Genomic DNA, 22,078 nt, shown 5'->3' with positions numbered 1-22,078 from the left:
AGCGGCGCGGGCGGCGTCGGGCCGATCGAAGCGGGCGACGGCACCTCGGAGCGCCCCCCCCCCCCCCCCCCCCCCCCCCCCCCCCCCGGGGGGGCCCGCCCCCCCCCCCCCCCCCCGGGCCCCCCCCCCCCGGGGGGGGGCCCCCCCCCTTCTGTTCGCCCGTGTACGGGCGCCGCGCGCGCCCGCACGCAGGCGGGAGCTACACGAGCGCGCTGCCCGGGAGCTCGACCTTCGCGCCCAGCTCCACGAGCTTCTCCATGAAGTTCTCGTAGCCGCGGTTGATCAGGTCGATGCCGTGGACCCGGGACGTGCCCTGGGCCGCGAGGGCCGCGATCAGGTACGAGAAGCCGCCGCGGAGGTCCGGGATGACCAGGTCGGCGCCCTGGAGCTTCGTCGGGCCCGACACGACCGCCGAGTGCAGGAAGTTGCGCTGGCCGAAGCGGCAGTCCGAGCCGCCCAGGCACTCGCGGTACAGCTGGATGTGCGCGCCCATCTGGTTCAGGGCCGAGGTGAAGCCGAGCCGCGACTCGTACACCGTCTCGTGGACGATGGAGAGGCCCGCGGCCTGCGTCAGGGCCACCACCAGCGGCTGCTGCCAGTCGGTCTGGAAACCGGGGTGCACGTCCGTCTCCAGGGCGATCGCGTTGAGCGAGCCGCCCGGGTGCCAGAAGCGGATGCCCTCGTCGTCGATCTCGAAGGCGCCACCCACCTTCCGGTAGGTGTTGAGGAAGGTCATCATCGACCGCTGCTGCGCGCCGCGGACGTAGATGTTGCCCTCGGTCGCCAGCGCCGCCGACGCCCAGGACGCCGCCTCCAGGCGGTCCGGGAGCGCGCGGTGGGTGTAGCCGTCGAGCTTGTCGACACCGGTGATCCGGATGGTCCGGTCGGTGTCCATGGAGATGATCGCGCCCATCTTCTGCAGGACGCAGATCAGGTCCTCGATCTCGGGCTCCACAGCCGCGTTGGAGAGCTCGGTGACGCCCTCCGCCAGGACGGCGGTCAGCAGCACCTGCTCGGTCGAGCCGACCGAGGGGTACGGCAGCCGGATCTTGGTGCCGCGCAGCCGCTGCGGGGCCTCCAGGTACTGGCCGTCGTCCCGCTTCTCGATCGTGGCGCCGAACTGGCGCAGCACGTCGAAGTGGAAGTCGATCGGCCGGCCGCCGATGTCGCAGCCGCCCAGGCCCGGGATGAACGCGTGGCCGAGGCGGTGCAGGAGCGGGCCGCAGAAGAGGATCGGGATGCGCGACGAACCGGCGTGGGCATCGATGTCAGCCACGTTGGCGGACTCGACGTGCGTCGGGTCGAGGACCAGCTCGCCCGGCTCCTCGCCGGGGCGGACGGTCACTCCGTGCAGCTGGAGGAGTCCGCGGACCACGCGGACGTCACGGATGTCGGGCACATTGCGCAGCCGGCTCGGCCCGCTGCCGAGCAGGGCGGCGACCATCGCCTTGGGCACGAGGTTCTTCGCGCCGCGGACGCGGATCTCGCCCTCCAGCGGGGTTCCGCCGTGGACAAGCAGTACATCGTCTGTGCCGGTCATGAATCTCGCGTTCCGGAGAGGTCGGGCAAGGGGCCAGGGAAAAGGGTAAGGCTCGTGCACCCCCCTCTTGGAAGCCCGAGGGGGCCCCACAGATGTAATGAATACGGCACAACACGCTCCGTTCATACGATCTTGCGGAGCGTCACCGTCCGTTTGTGTCCGTACGGGGCCTTCGGCGACCCCTCTGAACTGCGAGGCTCGCCGGTCTGTCCACAGTGCGCCCTTCGGCCCCCGCGGAGCCGGAAGATGCGGGATCATGTGTCGCATGACCGAGGTGTCCTCGCTCACAGGACGGCTGCTCGTCGCCACCCCCGCCCTGGCCGACCCCAACTTCGACCGTGCGGTGGTGCTCCTCCTCGACCACGACGACGAGGGCTCCCTCGGCGTGGTCCTGAACAGACCGACGCCGGTCACCGTCGGCGACATCCTCGCCCCCTGGGCCGACCTCGCGGGTGAACCGGGCGTGGTCTTCCAGGGCGGTCCCGTCTCCCTGGACGCGGCGCTCGGCGTGGCGGTCATCCCCGGCGACGAGGGCCCGCTCGGCTGGCGCCGGGTGTTCGGCGCGATCGGCCTGGTCGACCTGGAGACCCCGCCCGAACTCCTCGGCCCGGCCCTCGGCTCCCTGCGGATCTTCGCCGGCTACGCGGGCTGGGGCCCGGGCCAGCTGGAGACGGAGCTGGGCGACGGCGCCTGGTACGTGGTCGAGTCCGAACCCGGCGACGTCTCCTCCCCGCGCCCCGAAACCCTCTGGCGCGAGGTCCTCCGCCGCCAGCGCAGCGACCTCGCGATCGTGGCGACGTACCCGGACGACCCTTCGCTCAACTGACGCGTCAGGTCTTCAGTACCCTTGGTGCCTATGAGCACTCTCGAGCCCGAGCGCGGGGCAGGTACGGGAACCCTCGTCGAGCCGACGCCGCAGGTGTCCCACGGTGACGGCGACCACGAGCGCTACGCCCATTACGTCCAGAAGGACAAGATCATGGCGAGCGCCCTCGACGGCACTCCCGTGGTGGCGCTGTGCGGGAAGGTCTGGGTTCCGGGGCGCGACCCCAAGAAGTACCCGGTCTGCCCCATGTGCAAGGAGATCTACGAGTCCATGGGCGCCGGCGGTGGCGACAAGGACAAGGGCGGCAAGGACAAGAAGTAGGTCGGCCGGACGGTCCCTGGGGGACCGTTCGCCGGGTTGCGGGTCAGGCCGTCGGGACGGCCCCCGGTGCGCGCACGTCGGTGCGCGCGCCGGGGGCCGTTCGCGTGTCCGGGGGCAGGGGTGAAGGGGTCGCGCGTTGCACGGGGTGCGTCGGCCGGTCACAGAGTGGTTGAGACCACTTGTCCGGGAGTTGGTCCGCCCCTAACCTCACGCGTGTTGTGCAGCACGAAACGCCCGTTGCGTATGTTGCAACACTCGGAGGGGATCCGCCATGAAGCTTCCTGCTCGTTTCTCCACTCCCGTCACCGCCCTCGTCCTCGCCGGACTCGCCGCCACCGGCTGCGCCCCGCAGACCTCCGACGGCAAGGCCGCGAGCGACGAGAAGAGCGGCACCCTGCGCGTCTGGCTCTTCCAGGAGGTCGACAACGCGCCCAAGAAGAAGGTCGTCGACGAGGCCGTCGCCGCCTTCGAACAGCGCAACAAGGGCGCGCGGGTGGAGGTCGAGTACATCCCGGTCGAGACCCGCGCCCAGCGCGTCAAGGCCGCCTTCAACGACCCGAAGTCCGCCCCCGACCTCATCGAGTACGGCAACACCGACACCGCCGGCTACGTGAAGGACGGCGGACTCGCCGACATCAGCGCCGAGTTCGGCGCCTGGGACCAGGCCAAGGACACCGACGCCACCGCCAAGGCCTCCGTCACCGTCGACCGCAAGATCTACGGCGCGCCCCTCTTCGTCGGCGTCCGCGCGCTCTACTACCGCACCGACGTGTTCAAGGACCTCGGCCTGGCCGCGCCCAAGACCCAGACCGAACTGATCGCGACCGCGAAGAAGGTCCGCAAGGCCAAGCCCGAGCTCTACGGACTCGCCGTCGGCGGCGCCTACACCTACGGCGCCATGCCCTTCATCTGGGCCAACGGCGGCGAACTCGCCACACAGAACGGCACCTCGTACACCTCGGCCATCAACAGCGAGGCCGCCCGCACCGGCATCACCGCGTACACCTCCCTCTTCGGCGACGACAACTGCCCGGCCGCCAAGTGCGCCCAGATGGGCGGCAACGCCACCGTCACCGCCTTCGCCTCCGGCAAGGCCGCCATGGCCATCGGCGGCGACTTCAGCCACGCCGCGATCGAGGCCGGCGCCGTCAAGGGCAAGTACGCCGTCGTCCCGCTGCCCGGGCTGACCCCCGGATCGATCGCCCCGGCCTTCGCGGGCGGCAACAACATCGGCCTGATGAAGAGCAGTTCGCACCGGACCCTCGCCGTCGACCTGATGAAGTCGCTGACCGGCAAGGAGACCCAGGGCAAGCTCTTCGACGCGATGGGCTTCCTGCCCACCTACACCGACGTCCGGGCGAAGGCCGCCGAGAAGCAGCCCTTCGTGAAGCCGTTCATCGACACCCTCGGCGCCGGCGCGAAGTTCGTCCCCGCCTCGCCCGGCTGGGGCCAGATCGACGCCTCGCTGGTGCTGCCGACGATGTTCCAGGAGATCGTCAGCGGCCGTAAGGACGTGAAGACGGCCTCCGACGAGGCCGCGAAGAAGATGGACGCGGCGTTCGCGGCCGCGGGCTGACCGGCATGACCCTGACCACCGCCCCCAAGACGCCCGGGGCGCCGACCGCGCCCGCCGTCCGCCCGCCCCGCCGCCCCCGGCACCCCGGGGGCGGCTCCGGCTGGACCCCCTGGCTCTATCTGCTCCCCGCCCTCGTCGTCCTCGGCGGGCTGCTGCTCTACCCCATCTACCAGCTCGGGCTCATCTCCTTCCTGGAGTACACCCAGGCCCAGGTCAGCGGCGGGGAGCCGACCTCCTTCCAGGGCTTCGGCAACTACGCCACCCTCTTCGGCGACCCACAGTTCTGGCAGGTCCTCCTCGCCACCGTCCTCTTCGCAGCCGCCTGCGTCGTCACCACCCTCGCGGTGGGCTGCGCGCTCGCGGTGCTCCTGACCCGCGTACGGGCCGTGCCCCGGCTCGCGCTGATGCTCGCCGCGCTCGGCGCCTGGGCCACCCCCGCCGTCACCGGCTCCACGGTCTGGGTCTTCCTCTTCGACCCCGACTTCGGCCCCGTCAACCGGCTGCTCGGGCTCGGCGACTTCTCCTGGACGTACGGGCGCTACAGCGCCTTCGCGCTCGTCCTCTTCGAGGTCGTCTGGTGCTCGTTCCCGTTCGTGATGGTCACCGTCTACGCGGGCATCAAGGCCATCCCCGGCGAGGTCCTGGAGGCCGCGGCCCTCGACGGCGCCTCGCAGTGGCGGATCTGGCGCTCGGTCACCGCGCCGATGCTCCGGCCGATCCTGGTCGTCGTCACGATCCAGTCGATCATCTGGGACTTCAAGGTCTTCACCCAGATCTACGTCATGACGAACGGCGGCGGCATCGCCGGCCAGAACCTCGTCCTCAACGTGTACGCGTACCAGAAGGCCTTCGCCTCCTCCCAGTACAGCCTGGGCTCGGCGATCGGCGTCGTCATGCTGCTGATCCTGCTCGCGGTGACGCTGGTGTACCTCCGTCTGCTGCGCCGTCAGGGGGAAGAACTGTGAGCAGCCTCCGCACCCTCCGCGTCAGGCGGCCCGGGCGCCTCGCCGCCGAGGCGACCGCCCTCCTCGTCGCCGTCGTCGTCGCCTTCCCGCTCTACTGGATGGTCCTCTCGGCCTTCAAACCGGCCGGCGAGATCCAGTCGACCCAGCCGCGACCATGGACCCTCGCCCCGTCCCTCGACTCCTTCCGGCGCGTCTTCGAACAGCAGGACTTCGGCCGGTACTTCCTCAACTCCCTGACGGTCGCCTGCGCGGTGGTCCTCGCCTCCGCGCTCATCGCCTTCCTCGCGGCGACCGCCGTCACCCGGTTCCGGTTCCGCTTCCGCACCACGCTGCTGATCATGTTCCTCGTCGCGCAGATGGTGCCGATCGAGGCGCTGACCATCCCGCTCTTCTTCCTGATGCGGGACTTCGGGCAGCTCAACACGCTCGGCTCGCTGATCCTGCCGCACATTGCCTTCTCGCTGCCGTTCGCGATCTGGATGCTGCGCGGCTTCGTCAAGGCGGTGCCCGAAGCGCTGGAGGAGCAGGCCGCGATCGACGGCGCGAGCCGCACCCGCTTCCTCTGGCAGATCCTCTTCCCGCTGGTCTTCCCGGGTCTCGTGGCGACGAGCGTCTTCTCGTTCATCTCCACCTGGAACGACTTCCTGTTCGCGAAGTCGTTCCTCATCAGCGACACCTCGCAGTCCACCCTCCCGATGGCGCTGCTCGTCTTCTTCAAGCCCGACGAGAACGACTGGGGAGGCATCATGGCGGGATCGACCGTGATGACCATCCCGGTGCTCGTCTTCTTCGTACTCGTACAGCGCCGCCTGGTCTCCGGACTCGGCGGGGCGGTGAAGGACTGACGTCATGACCGACTTCAAGGACCTCGTTCCGGCGCCCTCGAAGGTCGAGGGACCCCACAACGACGCCCTGGTACTGGACTCCCGTACGTCCCTGACGGCCGCGCCCGGCACCGAGTCGACGGAGCGCTGGCTGCGCGCCGCCCTCGGCGCCGCCTTCGGCCTGCCGCTGCCGCCCGCGCCGGAGGGCGCCCCCGGCGGCCTGTCGCTGCGCGTCGACGGCGCCCTGGGCCCGGAGGCGTACCGGCTGACCGTGACGACGGACGGCGCCGAGATCGCGGGCGGCGACCCGGCCGGTGTCTTCTGGGGCGCCCAGACGCTGCGTCAGCTCCTCGGTCCCGACGCCTTCCGCAGGGCCCCGCGCCCCGGCGCGGTCGCGTCCGTGCACACCCAGGTCGTCACCGACGCCCCCCGGTTCGGCTGGCGCGGGCTCATGCTCGACGTGTCCCGGCACTTCCTGCCCAAGGACGACATCCTGCGCCAGCTCGACCTGCTGGCCGCGCACAAGCTGAACGTCTTCCACTTCCACCTCACCGACGACCAGGGCTGGCGCGTCGAGATCAAGCGCCACCCGCGCCTCACCGAGGTCGGCGCCTGGCGGGCCCGTACGAAGTGGGGGCACCGGGCCTCCCCGCTCTGGAACGAGACCCCGCACGGCGGCTTCTACACCCAGGACGACATCCGCGAGATCGTCGCGTACGCCGCCGAGCGGCACATCACCGTCGTCCCCGAGATCGACATCCCGGGCCACTCCCAGGCCGCCATCGCCGCCTACCCCGAACTCGGCAACACCGACGTCGTCGACACGAGCGCGCTCACCGTCTGGGACACCTGGGGCGTCAACCCGAACGTCCTCGCGCCCACCGACGCCACCCTGCGCTTCTACGAGGGCGTCTTCGAGGAGATCCTCGACCTCTTCCCGTCCACCTTCGTCCACGTCGGCGGCGACGAGTGCCCCAAGGACCAGTGGAAGGAGTCCGCGACGGCCCAGGCCCGCATCAAGGAGCTGGGCCTCGCCGACGAGGACGAGCTGCAGTCCTGGTTCATCCGCCACTTCGACAGCTGGCTCGCCGACCGGGGCCGCCGTCTCATCGGCTGGGACGAGATTTTGGAGGGCGGCCTCGCGCCCGGCGCCGCCGTCTCCTCCTGGCGCGGGTACGCGGGCGGCGTCACCGCCGCCGAAGCCGGCCACGACGTCGTCATGTGCCCCGAGCAGCAGGTGTACCTGGACCACCGTCAGGCGCCGGGCGAGGACGAGCCGATGCCCATCGGCTACGTACGGACCCTGGAGGACGTCTACCGCTTCGAGCCCGTCCCGCCGGGCCTGAGCGACGAGGCCGCCGCCCACGTCCTGGGCACCCAGGCCAACGTGTGGACGGAGGTCGTGGAGAACCGCTCCCGGGTCGACTACCAGACCTTCCCGCGCCTCGCCGCCTTCGCCGAGGTCGCCTGGTCCGCCCTGCCCGCTCCGGCCGAGCGGGACTTCGCCGCCTTCGAGCGCCGGATGGCCGCCCACTACCGGCGCCTGGACGCCCTCGGCGTCGACTACCGGCCGCCCGCGGGACCCCACCCGTGGCAGCAGCGGCCCGGCGTCCTCGGCAGGCCCATCGAGGGGGCGCCCCCGATCGTGTGAGGCACCTCGCTTCCCCACGTCACCCAAGAGCGGCAAAACGGAAGTTAACGTCTCCGGTGGGGCTTCCTGGACGGAACCGTCCTTCGCGGACCCTCGCGTCGGACGGCTCGGAAGATGTGCCAGAGTTGCCACGATCAGCCTGTGAGCACGTACGGTACGGCCACACAGGCAGGGCAGCCGGGGACGAGTCGGGGACCGCCGGGGACACCGGGAAGGGGCAGCGGGTTGACCACGCACGCACCACAGACGGCGCAGTCCGTGACGCTGCCGGCCTCGCTCGACGAGGCCGTGGCGGCGCTCACCGCCATGCCCGCCGCCGTACCCGTCGCGGGCGGCACGGACCTGATGGCCGCCGTCAACAAGGGGCAGCTCAGGCCGGCCGGCCTGGTCGGCCTCGGCCGGATCAACGAGATCCGCGGCTGGCAGTACCAGGACGGCCACGCCCTGCTCGGCGCCGGCCTCACGCACTCCCGGATGGGCCGGCCCGACTTCGCCGCCCTCATCCCCGCCCTCGCCGCGGCCGCGCGCGCCGCAGGGCCGCCCCAGATCCGCAACGCGGGCACGCTCGGCGGCAACATCGTCACCGCGGCGCCCACGGGCGACTCGCTGCCCGTCCTGGCGGCCCTGGAGGCGGACCTCGTCGTCATGGGCCCGCTCGGCACGCGCGAGATCCCGGTCTCCCACCTGCTCGCCGGCCGCGACCTGCTGGCCCCCGGCGAGCTGGTCGCGTTCGTCCGCGTACCCCTGCTGCACGCCCCGCAGGTCTTCCTCAAGGCCACCGGCCGCACCGGCCCGGCCCGCGCCACGGCCTCCGTCGCGGTCGTCCTCGACCCGGCGCGGCGCGGCGTGCGCTGCGCGGTCGGCGCGATCGCCCCGATGCCGCTGCGGCCCCTGGAGGCCGAGCACTGGATCGCCTCGCTGGTCGACTGGGACGCCGACCGGGGCCTCGCCCCGGAGGCGCTGACGGCCTTCGGGGAGTACGTGGCGGCGGCCTGCATCCCGGACCCGCCGGGCGAGGAGCAGCTGCCACCGGCGGTACTGCACCTGCGGCGCACGGTCGCCGCGCTGGCTCGACGGGCACTGGGGAGGGCGCTGTCGTGAGCAACGAACCGAACGAGAACCAGCACGGCAACGGCTACGCGGGCGGCTGGGAGCCGATCCCGCAGAGCGAGGGGTACGACGGCGACGCCACGGCCTTCGTCCACCTGCCCCCGGAGTTCATGCTCGACGGCGTCCCGCTGGAGGCCCCCGGCCACGGCTACGTACCGCCGATGATCGTGCCGCTGACCCCGCTCACTCCGGCCGCGGGGACGGACCCGGCGGCGACGGGCCAGTGGGTGGTGCACACGCCGACGGCGGCGGAGCACGTGGAGCAGCCGGCCGCCGCCCCCGTGGCCGAGCCGGACCCGCAGGCGACGGCCGAGTGGACGTTCCCGGAGGCCGCTGCGGCGTCGACGCCGGGCGAGCCCGACCCGCACGCGACGGGCCAGTGGAACTTCACCGACCCCGGAGCGACCGGCCAGTGGACGATCCCGGTCGTGGCGGAGGGCGCCGAAGCCTTCGAGGAGTCGGGCGAGTACACGACGTCGATGCTGGCGCAGTACGCGAGCAGCGCTCCGGCGACCCTGCCGGGCGGCGCTCCGGCGCCGTGGGCGGTGCAGCAGCCGGAGGCGGCGGCCGAGGAGCACCCGGCGGAGGAGGAGCCGACGGAGGAGGCGATGGCGGGGGCCGAGGAGCAGTCGGCTGCCGTGTCCGGGGACCTTCCGTTCGAGGAGCACCTGTCTGAGGAGCACCCGTCTGAGGGGCACCCGGATGGGGACCATCCGCTCGAAGACCATCCGCTCGAAGACCATCCGGTCGACGAGCATCCCGTCGACGAGCAGTCGGCCGGGGAGCACCCGGCCGAGGAGCCCGTTCCCGCGGCTTCCACGGGCAGCAGCGCGGACAGCGACGAGCACCCGCACATCTCGTACGTCCTGCGTGTGAACGGCGCGGACCGTCCCGTGACGGAGTCGTGGATCGGCGAGTCGCTGCTCTACGTCCTGCGTGAGCGGCTCGGCCTCGCGGGTGCCAAGGACGGCTGCTCGCAGGGCGAGTGCGGCGCGTGCAACGTCCAGGTCGACGGCCGGCTCGTCGCGTCCTGCCTGGTGCCGGCGGCGACGGCGGCCGGCAGTGAGGTGCGTACGGTCGAGGGCCTGGCCACGGACGGCGAACCCTCGGACGTCCAGCGGGCCCTGGCCCGCTGCGGGGCCGTCCAGTGCGGCTACTGCGTACCGGGCATGGCCATGACGGTCCACGACCTCCTCGAGGGGAACCACGCTCCGACCGAGCTGGAGACCCGCCAGGCGCTCTGCGGCAACCTCTGCCGGTGCTCGGGCTACCGGGGCGTGCTCGACGCCGTGCGCGAGGTCGTCTCCGAGCGCGAGGCGCACGCCCAGGCGCAGGCGGCGGCCTCGGCCATGGCGTCGGACGAGGCGCGCATCCCGCACCAGATTCCCCACCCGCACGACGGAGGCATGGCGTGAGCAGCGACGCGACCACCGCGCCACCCACCCCCACGGTGGTCGACCCCCTCGAACTGCCGGAGGAGGCGCCCCACGGCCTGGGCACCTCCCTCCCGTCGGCCGACGCGCGGGCGAAGGCCGAGGGCACCTTCCCGTACGCCTCCGACCTGTGGGCGGAGGGCCTGCTGTGGGCGGCGATCCTGCGCTCGCCGCACCCGCACGCCCGGATCGTGTCGATCGACACGAGCGCGGCGGCGGACCTGCCGGGCGTACGGGCCGTGGTCACGCACGCCGACGTGCCCGGGGAGGCGACGTACGGCAGGACGGTCGCCGACCGTCCGGTCTTCGCCTCCGAGCTGGTCCGCCACCACGGTGAGGCGATCGCGGCCGTGGCCGCGGACCACCCGGACACGGCCCGGCTCGCGGCGGCGGCCATCGCGGTCGAGTACGAGGTCCTCGAACCGGTCACGGACCCGGAGAAGGCCTTCGCGGCCGAGGCGCTGCACCCCGACGGGAACCTGATCCGGCACATCCCGCTGCGGTTCGGGGACGCGGACGCGACGGGCGAGGTCGTGGTCGAGGGCCTGTACCGGATCGGACGGCAGGACCCGGCCCCCATCGGTGCGGAGGCCGGCCTGGCCGTGCCGCGCCCCGACGGCGGGGTCGAGATCTACACGGCCTCCACCGACCCGCACACCGACCGGGACCTCGCGGCGGCCTGCTTCGGCCTGGCGCCCGAGCAGGTCAAGGTGGTCGTGACGGGCGTTCCCGGGGCGACGGGCGACCGCGAGGACCCGGGCTTCCAGATCCCGCTGGGCCTCCTCGCCCTCCGCACGGGCTGCCCGGTCAAGCTCACCGCGACGCGCGAGGAGTCCTTCCTCGGCCACGCCCACCGCCACCCGACGCTGCTGCGCTACCGCCACCACGCGGACGCGGAGGGACGCCTGGTGAAGGTGGAGGCGCAGATCCTCCTCGACGCCGGCGCCTACGCGGACGCCTCGTCGGAGTCGCTGGCGGCCGCGGTGTCGTTCGCCTGCGGCCCGTACGTCGTGCCGCACGCCTTCATCGAGGGCTGGGCGGTCCGTACGAACAACCCGCCGTCCGGCCATGTGCGGGGCGAGGGCGCGATGCAGGTGTGCGCGGCGTACGAGGCGCAGATGGACAAGCTGGCGGCGAAGCTGGGCGTGGACCCGGTGGACGTACGGCTGCGGAACGTGCTGGCGACGGGCGACATCCTCCCGACGGGCCAGACGGTGACGTGCCCGGCCCCGGTGGCCGAACTCCTGGCCGCCGTCCGTGACTTCCCGCTCCCGTCCCTTCCGATGGACACACCGGAGGAGGACTGGCTGCTGCCGGGCGGACCGGAGGGTGCGGGCGAACCGGGCGCGGTGCGCCGGGGCGTGGGCTACGCCCTCGGCATGGTGCACATGCTCGGCGCGGAGGGCGCGGACGAGGTCTCGACGGCGACGGTGAAGGTCCAGGACGGCGTGGCGACGGTCATCTGCGCGGCCGTGGACACGGGTTCGGGGTTCGCGACCCTGGCGCGCCAGATCGTCCAGGAGACGCTGGGCCTGGAGGAGGTCCACGTCGCGTCGGTGGACACGGACCAGCCGCCGGCGGGCGCGGCGACGCACGGCCGCCACACATGGGTGTCGGGCGGCGCGGTGGAACGCGCGGCGAAGATGGTCCGCACCCAGCTCCTACAACCCCTGGCCCACAAGTTCGGCATGTCGACGGAGCTGCTGCAGATCACGGACGGCAAGATCACGTCGTACGACGGCGTCCTGTCGACCACGGTCACCGAGGCGATGGACGGCAAGGAGCTCTGGGCCACGGCCCAGTGCCGCCCCCACCCGACGGAGCCGCTGGACGAGTCGGGTCAGGGTGACGCGTTCGTGGGCCTGGCGTTCTGCGCGATCCGCGCGGTGGTGGACGTGGACATCGAGCTGGGCTCGGTGCGCGTGGTCGAGATGGCGGTGGCCCAGGACGTGGGCCGCGTGCTCAACCCGGCCCAGCTGGCGGCCCGTATCGAAGCGGGCGTGACCCAGGGCGTCGGCGCGGCCCTCACGGAGAACCTCCGCACGGCCCGCGGCCTCCTGCGCCACCCGGACTTCACCGGCTACGCCCTGCCGACGGCCCTGGACGCCCCGGACATCCGGATCGTCAAGCTCGTCGAGGAGCGTGACGTGGTGGCCCCCTTCGGCGCGAAGGCGGCGAGCGCGGTGCCGGTCGTCACCTCCCCGGCGGCGGTCGCCTCCGCGGTCCGCGCTGCCACGGGCCGCCCGATCAACCGCCTCCCGATCAGGCCCCAGGCGGCGGTGGGGGCACCGAACGCGTAGGGGGCGTTTGCTGGCCGGAACCCATCGCCGACCACGATCCGCGACCTGCCGCTTCGCTAGAGTGACGGCCCTTGTTCGTGTCAACGGGGGAGGCGCGTGTGTCGTTCGAGGCCGAGTGGAGCGGGCTCAAGAAGGCCGTGGCGGACCGCGATTCGCGCATGCGACTCAACCAGCTGCCGTCCGAGAGCGGCAGCGGTGGCCCCGCCGACCTCAGCGTCAACCAGGACAGGCTGGGGGCGATCGGCGGCGCGGCGTACGCCCTGCACGGCCGGCTCGTGAAGGACGGCAACCACGCCCGGACGACCACCGAGGCCGCGGCGACGGGCCTGTCGAGCACGGGCTTTCGCACGGGCGCGGCGCTGACGACGGTCCAGGACACCTGGCGCTCCCAGCTGAACACCCTGCTGGACGCCTGCGCCCACATCTCCAACCACCTGGACTACAGCGCGGCGCAGCACGCCAAGGACGACGAGGACATCAGAGCCTCCCTGTCGGTCTCCGCGATCACCGGCTACTTCACGTAAGGCGGGCGGACATGCTGACGTTCGACCACGTCTACCGGGCGCCGCTCGCGAAGATGAAGGCCGCCGCCGACGACTGGTCGGAGATGAAGGCCAAACTGGACAAGCTGGCCGAGGACGCCCGTACGACCATGGCGGCGAAGGCCAAGGACGACTACTGGCGCGGCCTGAACGCCGAGGTCACCAAGCCCTTCGTGGCGAAGACGGCCAAGGAGTTCGAGGACGCGGCGAAGGCGGCGGCCGGCATCCACAAGATCCTCGACGACGCGCACCAGGCCTTCAAGAAGGCACAGGACGAACTCAAGAGGATCGTGGAGACGGAGGCGCCGGCGCAGGGCCTGTTCGTGAGCGCGGACGGCACGGTCGCCTCCCGGCAATCGGTCCTGGGTACCAGGGAGAAGGTCGGTCCACAGAACCCCGACTTCCACGTCCTCGTCGACAAGGAGCGCGCCGCTGTGGAGGCGATGCGGCGACGGATCGACGCTGTGATCGAGACCTGCGACGACGCGGACGTGGCCTGCTCCAACGCCCTCAAGGCCAACATCACCTCGGACAAGCACAACTTCAGCGCTCCGAAGTACGGCAGCCTGGACGCGGAGGAGGCGCACCGCGCCCTCGACCTCGCCAGGAAAGGCCGTGACCTCTCCCACGAGGAGCTGCAGCGGCTCAACGAACTCCTCAAGGACAACCACGCGTCCAAGGACTTCGCCCGGACCTTCTACAACGGCCTGGGCCCCAAGGGCGCGCTGGAGTTCTTCGGTCAGCTCTCCACGGACACGTACCGGTACGCGGAGCTGGACACGCAACGGCTCGCCGATGTGCAGGCGCTGCAGCGGAACCTGGGCCTGAACCTCGCCGCCGCCACCCAGGGCGGTGACCAGTGGACCGAGAGCTGGTCGGCGGAGATGCGCCGGCTCGGCACCGAGCGGATGCCGCTCGCGAGAAACGACTACAACGGGCCATTCGGCTACCAGTTGCTCGGCGGCATCCTGCGCCACGGCGACTACGACCCGAAGTTCCTCACCCCGATCGCGGAGCACGTGACCCAACTGCACGCGAAGGACCCGCACATGTTCGCCGGCAGTGGATCCATGGGCGGCTGGCAGAAGAACCCGTTCAACCCCTCGGGGATCAACGGCGCGGGCCATGACCCCGTGGTGGCCGTGCTGGAGGCTCTGGGGCACAGTCCCGAGGCGGCGAAGCAGTTCTTCTCGGCCGAACCGACCGCGTACAACAGGGACGGCACGGCGGGCGGGACCCTCGACCTGGGCAAGCACAAGGACGGTGCCAAGGTCACCAGCTATCTGGACTTCTTCGGCAACGAGAAGTACGCGTCCTTCCCCGACATCGACGGGCACCACCCGGACGACGTGAAGAAGTCCGGGGCGTACATGCCCGACGCCCTCGGCCACGCCCTGTCCGCTGCGACTCTCGGCCATGCCTGGGACGATCCGTCCCCGAAACTCCTCAAGGACGCGACGACCGTCGAGATCATGGAGGCGGTCGTCGAGAAGTACGGCAACGACCCGGGGCTGCTCAAGAAGCAGGAAGCAATGGCCGACAGCCTTGGAGTCATGGGCGCCGGCTACCTCGACGACATCAACTGGGCACTCAACGAGAACCATCCCGGCGGCATCTACGCTCCGAACACGGCGGACATGGACCAGGCCGCGAAGGACCGGATCCTCAGCAGCCACGCCACCTTCGGACGCGAGGGGGCGCTGAACTTCCTCAGCACCCTGGGGCAGCATCCGGACTCGTACGCGACGATCGCAACCGCCGAGCGCGTCTACGCGAACGGCATGCTCGAAGTCCACGCGGTCGACTCGAACGGAAGGATCGACCCCGGCCATGCGCGCTCCGTCATCTACACGGGCTCCGAAGTGCAGGGCATCCTCGACCAGGCGCGGGCCGACCAGGTGACGGAGGAGACCCTCAAGACCGACGAGGAGTACAACAAGGCCCTGGAGGAGAGGGCCGGTTGGATGCAGTTCGGCGCTGCTGCGGTCGTCGGAGCAGGTGTGGCCTTCTTCCCGGCGACCGTTGCCGCGGCGGGAGCCGCCGCCATCCTCGTCCCGCTTGCGGTGGACACCGGCAGCGGTGCGGTGGAGCAGCTTGCCGGTCAGTTCATCGGGGACTGGTCCGAGGCCAAGCAGGAGGAGCACAAGGACGCGGTCGACGAGCAGATCCGCGAACAGAGGACGAACATCTACACGGCCGGGGAGGAGAACTCGAAGGCCGTCATGCGGGACTTCGTCGAGCGCCACGGCATCGCGCCGGACAGCTCCTTCGGGCAGGACCTGAAGGAGTCGGCCAACGGGGGCTACAACAACGGGAATTCCAAGGAAGACCAGCAGGGGCAGGACCCCGAGACGGGCTGACAGGACGGACCAGGTGGACAAGCGTTGGCGAGCGGCATCGAGTGCGGCAAGCGTCCTGCTGCTTCTCGGCGCCGCGGCGTGTGCGGAATCGGGCGACGAAGCGGTACGGGGGCGTACGAACTCGGGGACCGCTTCTTCGGCGTCGGCGGAGCTGTGTGGGGGAGCTGTCACCGCACGGGCGCGGGCCGCCGTGGTGGAGCTGACGGGTGTGTCCGCACTCCACCCGACGGACGCGGACGAGACCCCCCGAGTGACCGCCGAGGCACTGGTCGCGAACTGGGCGCCCTCGGACCGGCCGCCGCATCGGCGGGAACCGGTCCCGCTCTGCGCGATCTCCACCGAGGAGAACCTCGGGTCGGGCCCGCCGGACCTACGCATCGACTTCCTGCTGTCGGATGCCCAGGCCGCCCAGGGTGAAGGGAAGATCGCCCCGTCCCTGGAGTCGTACGAGATGGGCGTGCGGTCCTCCATCGGTACCCAGCGGGCCTACTTGTGGTTCTCGTGCGAGAGCAACCGGTTGAACGGATCGGACCGGACACCCGCGTATGTCCTCGGGCAGGTGGAGGCGCGGAGCGCGCCGGAGGGTGACGAGGGACGGCTCAAGGATGCCAATGCCACGCTCGTGCACTCCGCCTCGACCGCGGTGGCGCGTGAACTCGGCTGCGCGGAGGGCGCAGGACTCGGCGAGAAGCCGGTGACGAAAAACCCGCGCACATGACCCGCCCGTGGCCGCCGACGGTTGGTGTCCGTCGCCGTCAGTCCGTCGCCGGCTCCGGGGAGCGGCCCAGGAGGGACAGGGTCAGGATCGAGGCGCGGGTGATCAGGGCGGCCAGGAGGATCGGGGTGAGGCCGTCCACGGTGAGCATGCCGCTTTCGGTGCCCAGCCAGGACAGGAGCCACCAGATCAGGGCGTCCTGGAGGAAGCCGGCGGCCGCGAAGGCCAGCAGGGGGGCCGGGGGGACCGGGGCCGACGGGCCTATGTAGATCAGTTGGGTGAGGGTGGCGATCACCAGGCCGGTCAGGACCACGGCGAGGATCGCGTCCGCCGTGTCGCCGGTCGGCGTGATGCCCGGCAGCAGCGCGCAGGAGAGGCCGGCTCCGACGAGGGCGCCGAGGCGGCGCCGCGTGCCTGTGTCAGTCATGCCACGGACTCTGGCACAGGCCGGACGCGCTTGTGAAGATCTTGTGGAGGCCGTGATCGGAATCGAACCGACGTAACTCGCTTTGCAGGCGAGCCCCTGAACCACTCGGGCACACGGCCGTGTTGTGCACGAGTACGACCGTAGGCGGGGCGGGGCGAGGGGCTCAAGGGATTCCGGTGGCGTGCAACATGACTGTCATGGCGCGTTCATGGTCGTAGGTCCAAGGGACCAGGGGAGTGCCTGCTCCGGACAGGGGTCATCCCGGGTCATGCCTCTTACTCTGGGGGTATGAGCGCCCTCGAACCCCGCGACGCAGACGTCGCACCCGCCACCGCCGTCCCCGCCCCGGGCGGCGGCTCCGTGCTCGATCGGGAGCATCGGGCGCTCAGCGTCGGCATCGTCTCCGTCGTGCTGCTCATCGCCTTCGAGGCGACCGCCGTCGGGACCGCCATGCCGGTCGCGGCGCGCGAGCTGAACGGCATCGGGCTGTACGCCTTCGGCTTCTCCGCGTACTTCACCACCAGCCTCTTCGCCATGGTCCTCTCCGGGCAGTGGTCCGACCGCAGCGGGCCCCTCGCGCCGCTCACCGTCGGCATCAGCTCCTTCGCGGCCGGGCTCGTGCTCTCCGGGACCGCCGGGACGATGTGGCTGTTCATCCTCGGGCGGGCCGTACAGGGGCTCGGCGGCGGGCTCGTGATCGTGGCGCTGTACGTGGTGGTGAGCCGCGCGTACGCGGAGGAGCTGCGGCCCGCCATCATGGCCGCCTTCGCCGCGAGCTGGGTCGTCCCGTCCGTCGTCGGGCCGCTCGCCTCCGGGACCATCACCGAGCACCTGGGCTGGCGGTGGGTGTTCGTGGGGATTCCCGTTCTGGTTGTCTTTCCGCTTGCGCTCGCTCTGCCCGCGATACGGCGGACCGCCTCCGGGCCCGCCGACCCCGCCGCGCCGCTCCCGCCGTACGACCGGCGGCGCATCCGGCTCGCGCTCGGCATCTCCGCCGGCGCCGGGCTCCTGCAGTACGCCGGACAGGAGCTGCGCTGGCTCTCGCTGCTCCCGGCCGCGGCGGGCGCCGCGCTGCTCGCGCCGGCCGTGCTCGGGCTGCTGCCGCACGGGACCTACCGGGCGGCTCGGGGCCTGCCGTCCGTGGTGCTGCTGCGCGGGATCGCGGCGGGGTCGTTCATCGCGGCGGAGTCCTTCGTGCCGCTCATGCTCGTCACCCAGCGCGGCCTCAGCCCCACGCTGGCCGGTCTCTCGCTCGCCCTCGGCGGCCTGACCTGGGCGCTCGGTTCGTGGCTCCAGGCCCGGCCGTGGATGGAGCCGTACCGGGAACGGTCGGTGGTCGTCGGCATGGTGCTCGTCGCCGCCGCCATCGCCGCCGCGCCCAGTGTGCTGATCCCCTGGATGCCCGCCTGGATCGTCGCCCTCGCCTGGGCGTGGGGCTGCCTGGGCATGGGCCTGGTGATCTCCTCGACGAGCGTGCTGCTGCTCAAGCTCTCCGCGCCGGATGAGGCGGGCGCCAACTCCGCCGCCCTCCAGATCTCGGACGGGCTGTCCAACGTGCTGCTGCTCGCCGTCGGCGGGGCGGCGTTCGCGGCGCTGGGCGGGGGCGCGGTCGGGCACGCGGTGACCACGGGCGGGGCCGCCGCCCACCCAGGGGCCTTCGCCGCCGTCTTCCTGCCGATGGCGGGGGTGGCGCTGGTGGGGGCGTGGGTCGCTACGCGGTTGGGCGTACGGAAGTAGTACCACCCTGGCCCCAGAGGGTGGGACCATTCTCGTATGGCCATGAACCTGCGCCTCCGTGACGACCAGCACGAAGCTCTGAAGCGGCGCGCCCAGGAAGAGGGCGTCAGCATGCACGCGCTCGTCCTTCGGGCCGTGGACGACTACCTGGCGCGAACCGCACACGAGGCCAGAGTGCGGCAGGTTTCCCGCGAGCAGGCGGCCAAGTGGAGCGGGCTCCTGGAGCGCCCTTCATGACGTACGTCCACCTCTCGGGCGAGGACCTCCTCGGCATCGCCGAGGAGGCATGCGGGCGCAAACCCTACGCACGGGACGTGGGCCTGGTCGCGACAGCCGCCTACCGCGCAGCGTCCGGGGGAGACGCGTACTACCCCAGCGTCCTCGACAAGGCCGCCGCCCTCCTGCAGTCGCTGGCCTTCACCAGACCGTTCGTCGACGGGAACAAGCGGACGGCGTGGCTGGCCTGCGTCACCTTCCTGAGCCTCAACGGAGTAGAACTGCGCCCGGACGCCGACGCCGCCGTTCGCCTGGTCAGCGCCGTGACGGCAGGCGAACCGGACGACGTGGCGACGATTTCAGGGGCGCTGCGCGCGATGGCCCTCTCCGACGTGAGCTGAGTCGCACCCGCCCGTACCCCGGGGCGTTCGCACGAGGTTCCGGCCGGGCCGCCGGTAAGGTGGCCCGGTTGTCATATCTGGACGAGCGTCGAACCGGAGACCGTGACTACCACCGCCACCTCCTCCCATCACCTCTCTCCCGCCTTCCCCGGCCGGGCCCCCTGGGGTACCGCGAACAAGCTGCGAGCCTGGCAGCAGGGCGCGATGGAGAAGTACATCCAGGAGCAGCCGCGCGACTTTCTCGCGGTCGCGACGCCCGGCGCCGGCAAGACCACCTTCGCGCTGACCCTCGCGTCCTGGCTGCTGCACCACCACGTCGTGCAGCAGGTCACGGTCGTCGCCCCCACCGAGCACCTGAAGAAGCAGTGGGCCGCGGCCGCCGCGCGGATAGGGATCAAGCTCGACCCCGACTACAGCGCCGGGCCGCTCAGCAAGGAGTACCACGGCGTCGCCATCACCTACGCCGGTGTCGGCGTGCGCCCCATGCTCCACCGCAACCGGTGCGAGCAGCGCAAGACCCTCGTCATCCTCGACGAGATCCACCACGCCGGTGACTCCAAGTCCTGGGGCGAGGCCTGCCTGGAGGCCTTCGACCCGGCGACCCGGCGCCTCGCCCTGACCGGTACGCCCTTCCGGTCCGACACCAACCCCATCCCCTTCGTCACGTACGAGGAGGGGAACGACGGCATCCGGCGGTCCTCGGCGGACTACACGTACGGATACGGGAACGCCCTCGGCGACGGGGTCGTCCGGCCCGTCATCTTCCTCTCCTACAGCGGCAACATGCGCTGGCGCACCAAGGCCGGCGACGAGATCGCCGCCCGCCTCGGCGAGCCCATGACCAAGGACGCCATCTCCCAGGCCTGGCGCACCGCCCTCGACCCGCGCGGCGACTGGATGCCGAACGTCCTGCGCGCCGCCGACCAGCGGCTGACGGAGGTCAGGAAGGGCATCCCCGACGCCGGCGGCCTCGTCATCGCCTCCGACCAGGACTCCGCCCGCGCCTACGCGAAGCTGATCCGCGAGATCACCGGCACCAAGGCCACCGTCGTCCTCTCCGACGAGGCCGCCGCCTCGAAGCGGATCGACGAGTTCAGCGAGAACAACGAGCGCTGGATGGTCGCCGTCCGCATGGTGTCCGAGGGCGTCGACGTCCCCCGCCTCGCCGTGGGCGTGTACGCGACGACGATCTCGACCCCGCTCTTCTTCGCCCAGGCCGTCGGACGCTTCGTACGTTCGCGCAGACGTGGCGAGACCGCCTCGGTGTTCCTTCCGACGATCCCGAACCTCCTCGGCTTCGCCAACGAGATGGAGGTCGAGCGCGACCACGTCCTCGACAAGCCGAAGAAGGACGGCGAGGAGGACCCGTACGCCGAGTCAGAGAAGGAGATGGCGGAGGCCGAGAAGCAGCAGGACGAGGACACCGGCGAGCAGGACATGCTGCCCTTCGAGGCGCTGGAGTCCGACGCCGTCTTCGACCGCGTCCTCTACGACGGCGCCGAGTTCGGCATGCAGGCCCACCCGGGCAGCGAGGAGGAGCAGGACTACCTCGGCATCCCGGGCCTGCTCGAGCCCGACCAGGTCCAGCTGCTGCTGCAGAAGCGGCAGGCCCGGCAGATCGCGCACAGCCGCAAGAAGCCCGACACCGAGGCCGACCTCCTCGAACTGCCCGCCGAGCGGCGGCCCGTCGTCTCCCACAAGGAGCTCCTCGAGCTGCGCAAGCAGCTCAACACGATGGTCGGCGCGTACGTCCACCAGAGCGGCAAGCCCCACGGCGTGATCCACACCGAGCTGCGGCGCGTCTGTGGCGGCCCGCCGAGCGCCGAGGCCACCGCCGGGCAGATCCGCGAGCGGATCAAGAAGGTCCAGGAGTGGGCCACCCGGATGCGGTGACGTCCGCCTCCGCCTGAGTGGGTGGGTGGGTGGGTGGGTGGTGAGTGGGTGTCGGGTCCTCGTTGTGTCGGGGTCTGGTGGTGTTCCCGTATCTCCCTGCCGCCGTGTTCTGTCCGTACGTACGAGACGTGCGGCCGCACTCCCTTGGCCTGAATCGCTCGCACGACAAAGCCGATCTTGTCCGGCGAAGTCCCCCGACGGGCCTACGTACGCCCCGAACCCGCCCTAGTCGGGGCGTCCGCGCCCGGATTCTGGACGAGGTCTTCCGCTGAGCGGAGTGGCTCGCTACTGTCCCCGCAATGCAAACGCCCCGTGGCAGCGCCGCCGCGGAGCGCAGCCGGTGCGCATGGCCTGCCGGCGGCCTCTGACGTGCGTCGCCGCGGGACCGGTGTCGCAGCTCTCGTTTGAAGGACCGCCGTCACTCACTCCGAAGGAGAGGGCGTCGTGACCGCGGAAACCTCCCAGACGCTCGACCGGGGCCTCAGGGTCCTCAAGCTGCTCGCCGACACCGACCACGGCCTGACCGTCACCGAGTTGTCCAACCGACTCGGGGTCAACAGGACCGTCGTCTACCGTCTGCTCGCCACACTTGAACAGCACGCCCTCGTCCGACGCGACCTCGGTGGTCGTGCCCGGGTGGGTCTCGGCGTGCTGCGGCTCGGCCGCCAGGTCCACCCGCTCGTACGCGAGGCAGCGCTGCCCGCGCTGCGTTCGCTGGCCGAGGACATAGGCGCCACCGCCCACCTCACCCTCGTCGACGGGGCGGAGGCGCTGGCGGTCGCCGTCGTCGAACCCACCTGGACCGACTACCACGTGGCCTACCGCGCGGGCTTCCGGCACCCGCTGGACCGGGGCGCGGCCGGCCGCGCCATCCTCGCGGCCCGGCAGGGCAGCCTCATCGAGCCCGGGTTCACGCTCACCCACGGTGAGCTGGAGGCGGGCGCGAGCGGGGCCGCGGCGCCGCTGGTCGGCATCACCGGCATCGAGGGCAGCGTCGGCGTCGTCATGCTCGCGGACGCGGTCCCCGAGCGCGTCGGCCCGAGGGTCGTCGACGCGGCCAGGGAAGTCGCCGACGCCTTGCGCTAGCCAGGGCGCGGTGCTGCGGGCGGGGTCGCCCTCTGGTGATTCCGGGGGCGTAGACCCGCGGTGGTACCGGAGGGGCGTTGCCCTGCGGGGTAGCTGCGCGATGACCCCGGGGGCGTAGGCCCTGAGGCGTGGCCCTGAGCTGTACCTGTCGTGCC

The 22,078-nt window shown here is 71.5% G+C and carries 19 protein-coding genes and 1 tRNA gene; 17 read left to right on the top strand and 3 right to left on the bottom strand.

Going from position 1 to position 22,078, the window contains the following annotated elements; all coding sequences use genetic code 11:
- Positions 1 to 199: 199 nt before the first annotated feature.
- Complete coding sequence (murA, locus tag ACF09C_RS20150; RefSeq protein ID WP_392092913.1) at positions 200 to 1,540, bottom strand: UDP-N-acetylglucosamine 1-carboxyvinyltransferase; 1,341 nt, start codon at positions 1,538 to 1,540, stop codon at positions 200 to 202.
- Positions 1,541 to 1,805: 265 nt separating this feature from the next.
- Here murA and ACF09C_RS20145 point away from each other — a divergent pair, with 265 nt between their 5' ends.
- The 12 genes from ACF09C_RS20145 (at position 1,806) to ACF09C_RS20090 (ending at position 16,166) form a co-directional block, all read left to right on the top strand.
- A complete protein-coding gene (locus ACF09C_RS20145) occupies positions 1,806 to 2,366 on the top strand; it encodes a YqgE/AlgH family protein (protein ID WP_392092911.1) in 561 nt (186 codons plus the stop codon).
- 30 nt (positions 2,367 to 2,396) lie between these two features.
- The gene (locus tag ACF09C_RS20140; protein WP_318106551.1) at positions 2,397 to 2,687 is read left to right on the top strand and encodes a DUF3039 domain-containing protein; all 291 of its coding nucleotides are present in this window, start codon (positions 2,397 to 2,399) and stop codon (positions 2,685 to 2,687) included.
- Between the two features lie 271 nt (positions 2,688 to 2,958).
- Positions 2,959 to 4,263 carry an extracellular solute-binding protein gene (locus ACF09C_RS20135; RefSeq protein ID WP_392092909.1) on the top strand — a complete coding sequence of 435 codons (1,305 nt, stop codon included), beginning with the start codon at positions 2,959 to 2,961 and terminating at the stop codon, positions 4,261 to 4,263.
- 5 nt (positions 4,264 to 4,268) lie between these two features.
- The gene (locus tag ACF09C_RS20130; RefSeq protein ID WP_392092907.1) at positions 4,269 to 5,228 is read left to right on the top strand and encodes a carbohydrate ABC transporter permease; all 960 of its coding nucleotides are present in this window, start codon (positions 4,269 to 4,271) and stop codon (positions 5,226 to 5,228) included.
- On the top strand, positions 5,225 to 6,073 hold the full coding sequence (locus ACF09C_RS20125; RefSeq protein WP_392092906.1) for a carbohydrate ABC transporter permease: 849 nt from the start codon (positions 5,225 to 5,227) through the stop codon (positions 6,071 to 6,073). The genes ACF09C_RS20130 and ACF09C_RS20125 overlap by 4 nt, the downstream gene beginning before the upstream one ends.
- Before the next feature lie 4 nt (positions 6,074 to 6,077).
- Positions 6,078 to 7,703: a beta-N-acetylhexosaminidase gene (locus ACF09C_RS20120; protein ID WP_392092904.1), complete on the top strand. Its 1,626-nt coding sequence runs from the start codon at positions 6,078 to 6,080 to the stop codon at positions 7,701 to 7,703.
- 225 nt (positions 7,704 to 7,928) lie between these two features.
- Positions 7,929 to 8,804, top strand: a complete 876-nt coding sequence (locus ACF09C_RS20115; protein WP_392092902.1) for an FAD binding domain-containing protein — start codon at positions 7,929 to 7,931, stop codon at positions 8,802 to 8,804.
- Positions 8,801 to 10,228 (top strand): 2Fe-2S iron-sulfur cluster-binding protein, encoded by a 1,428-nt coding sequence (locus tag ACF09C_RS20110; RefSeq protein WP_392092900.1) that lies wholly within the window; start codon positions 8,801 to 8,803, stop codon positions 10,226 to 10,228. The genes ACF09C_RS20115 and ACF09C_RS20110 overlap by 4 nt, the downstream gene beginning before the upstream one ends.
- On the top strand, positions 10,225 to 12,546 hold the full coding sequence (locus tag ACF09C_RS20105; RefSeq protein WP_392092898.1) for a xanthine dehydrogenase family protein molybdopterin-binding subunit: 2,322 nt from the start codon (positions 10,225 to 10,227) through the stop codon (positions 12,544 to 12,546). The genes ACF09C_RS20110 and ACF09C_RS20105 overlap by 4 nt, the downstream gene beginning before the upstream one ends.
- 98 nt (positions 12,547 to 12,644) lie before the next feature.
- Positions 12,645 to 13,070 (top strand): hypothetical protein, encoded by a 426-nt coding sequence (locus ACF09C_RS20100; protein ID WP_392092896.1) that lies wholly within the window; start codon positions 12,645 to 12,647, stop codon positions 13,068 to 13,070.
- Between the two features lie 11 nt (positions 13,071 to 13,081).
- Positions 13,082 to 15,448, top strand: a complete 2,367-nt coding sequence (locus tag ACF09C_RS20095; protein ID WP_392092895.1) for a hypothetical protein — start codon at positions 13,082 to 13,084, stop codon at positions 15,446 to 15,448.
- Positions 15,449 to 15,656: 208 nt separating this feature from the next.
- On the top strand, positions 15,657 to 16,166 hold the full coding sequence (locus ACF09C_RS20090) for a hypothetical protein (RefSeq protein WP_392092893.1): 510 nt from the start codon (positions 15,657 to 15,659) through the stop codon (positions 16,164 to 16,166).
- A 37-nt stretch (positions 16,167 to 16,203) separates the two neighbouring features.
- On the opposite strand, the gene ACF09C_RS20085 is transcribed toward ACF09C_RS20090, so the two are convergent.
- Positions 16,204 to 16,590, bottom strand: a complete 387-nt coding sequence (locus ACF09C_RS20085; protein WP_392092892.1) for a hypothetical protein — start codon at positions 16,588 to 16,590, stop codon at positions 16,204 to 16,206.
- A 44-nt stretch (positions 16,591 to 16,634) separates the two neighbouring features.
- A tRNA-Cys gene (locus ACF09C_RS20080) sits at positions 16,635 to 16,709 on the bottom strand.
- 169 nt (positions 16,710 to 16,878) lie between these two features.
- On the opposite strand from ACF09C_RS20080, the gene ACF09C_RS20075 reads away from it, so the two are divergent.
- From ACF09C_RS20075 to ACF09C_RS20055, 5 genes are all read left to right on the top strand, one after another.
- Positions 16,879 to 18,327: an MFS transporter gene (locus ACF09C_RS20075; RefSeq protein ID WP_392092891.1), complete on the top strand. Its 1,449-nt coding sequence runs from the start codon at positions 16,879 to 16,881 to the stop codon at positions 18,325 to 18,327.
- Between the two features lie 36 nt (positions 18,328 to 18,363).
- Positions 18,364 to 18,564, top strand: a complete 201-nt coding sequence (locus ACF09C_RS20070) for a CopG family transcriptional regulator (protein WP_392092890.1) — start codon at positions 18,364 to 18,366, stop codon at positions 18,562 to 18,564.
- Positions 18,561 to 18,944, top strand: a complete 384-nt coding sequence (locus ACF09C_RS20065; RefSeq protein WP_392092888.1) for a type II toxin-antitoxin system death-on-curing family toxin — start codon at positions 18,561 to 18,563, stop codon at positions 18,942 to 18,944. Before ACF09C_RS20070 ends, ACF09C_RS20065 begins: the two co-directional genes overlap by 4 nt.
- A 102-nt stretch (positions 18,945 to 19,046) precedes the next feature.
- Complete coding sequence (locus ACF09C_RS20060; protein WP_352187429.1) at positions 19,047 to 20,837, top strand: DEAD/DEAH box helicase; 1,791 nt, start codon at positions 19,047 to 19,049, stop codon at positions 20,835 to 20,837.
- 444 nt (positions 20,838 to 21,281) lie between these two features.
- Positions 21,282 to 21,923 (top strand): IclR family transcriptional regulator, encoded by a 642-nt coding sequence (locus tag ACF09C_RS20055; protein ID WP_260229619.1) that lies wholly within the window; start codon positions 21,282 to 21,284, stop codon positions 21,921 to 21,923.
- Positions 21,924 to 22,078: the final 155 nt, after the last annotated feature.

Source organism: Streptomyces sp. NPDC014870 (assembly GCF_043081505.1).
Classification (GTDB): domain Bacteria; phylum Actinomycetota; class Actinomycetes; order Streptomycetales; family Streptomycetaceae; genus Streptomyces.
The sequence above is the reverse complement of the archived record's forward strand: the minus strand, read 5'-3'. Positions and strand labels throughout refer to the sequence as shown.

Excerpts from the sequence above, each read along its gene's own strand:
- murA (WP_392092913.1), bottom strand. The coding sequence starts at position 1,540 with ATGACCGGCACAGACGATGTACTGCTTGTCCACGGCGGAACCCCGCTG.
- ACF09C_RS20145 (WP_392092911.1), top strand. The coding sequence starts at position 1,806 with ATGACCGAGGTGTCCTCGCTCACAGGACGGCTGCTCGTCGCCACCCCC.
- ACF09C_RS20140 (WP_318106551.1), top strand. The coding sequence starts at position 2,397 with ATGAGCACTCTCGAGCCCGAGCGCGGGGCAGGTACGGGAACCCTCGTC.
- ACF09C_RS20135 (WP_392092909.1), top strand. The coding sequence starts at position 2,959 with ATGAAGCTTCCTGCTCGTTTCTCCACTCCCGTCACCGCCCTCGTCCTC.
- ACF09C_RS20130 (WP_392092907.1), top strand. The coding sequence starts at position 4,269 with ATGACCCTGACCACCGCCCCCAAGACGCCCGGGGCGCCGACCGCGCCC.
- ACF09C_RS20120 (WP_392092904.1), top strand. The coding sequence starts at position 6,078 with ATGACCGACTTCAAGGACCTCGTTCCGGCGCCCTCGAAGGTCGAGGGA.
- ACF09C_RS20095 (WP_392092895.1), top strand. The coding sequence starts at position 13,082 with ATGCTGACGTTCGACCACGTCTACCGGGCGCCGCTCGCGAAGATGAAG.
- ACF09C_RS20085 (WP_392092892.1), bottom strand. The coding sequence starts at position 16,590 with ATGACTGACACAGGCACGCGGCGCCGCCTCGGCGCCCTCGTCGGAGCC.
- ACF09C_RS20075 (WP_392092891.1), top strand. The coding sequence starts at position 16,879 with ATGAGCGCCCTCGAACCCCGCGACGCAGACGTCGCACCCGCCACCGCC.
- ACF09C_RS20070 (WP_392092890.1), top strand. The coding sequence starts at position 18,364 with ATGGCCATGAACCTGCGCCTCCGTGACGACCAGCACGAAGCTCTGAAG.
- ACF09C_RS20065 (WP_392092888.1), top strand. The coding sequence starts at position 18,561 with ATGACGTACGTCCACCTCTCGGGCGAGGACCTCCTCGGCATCGCCGAG.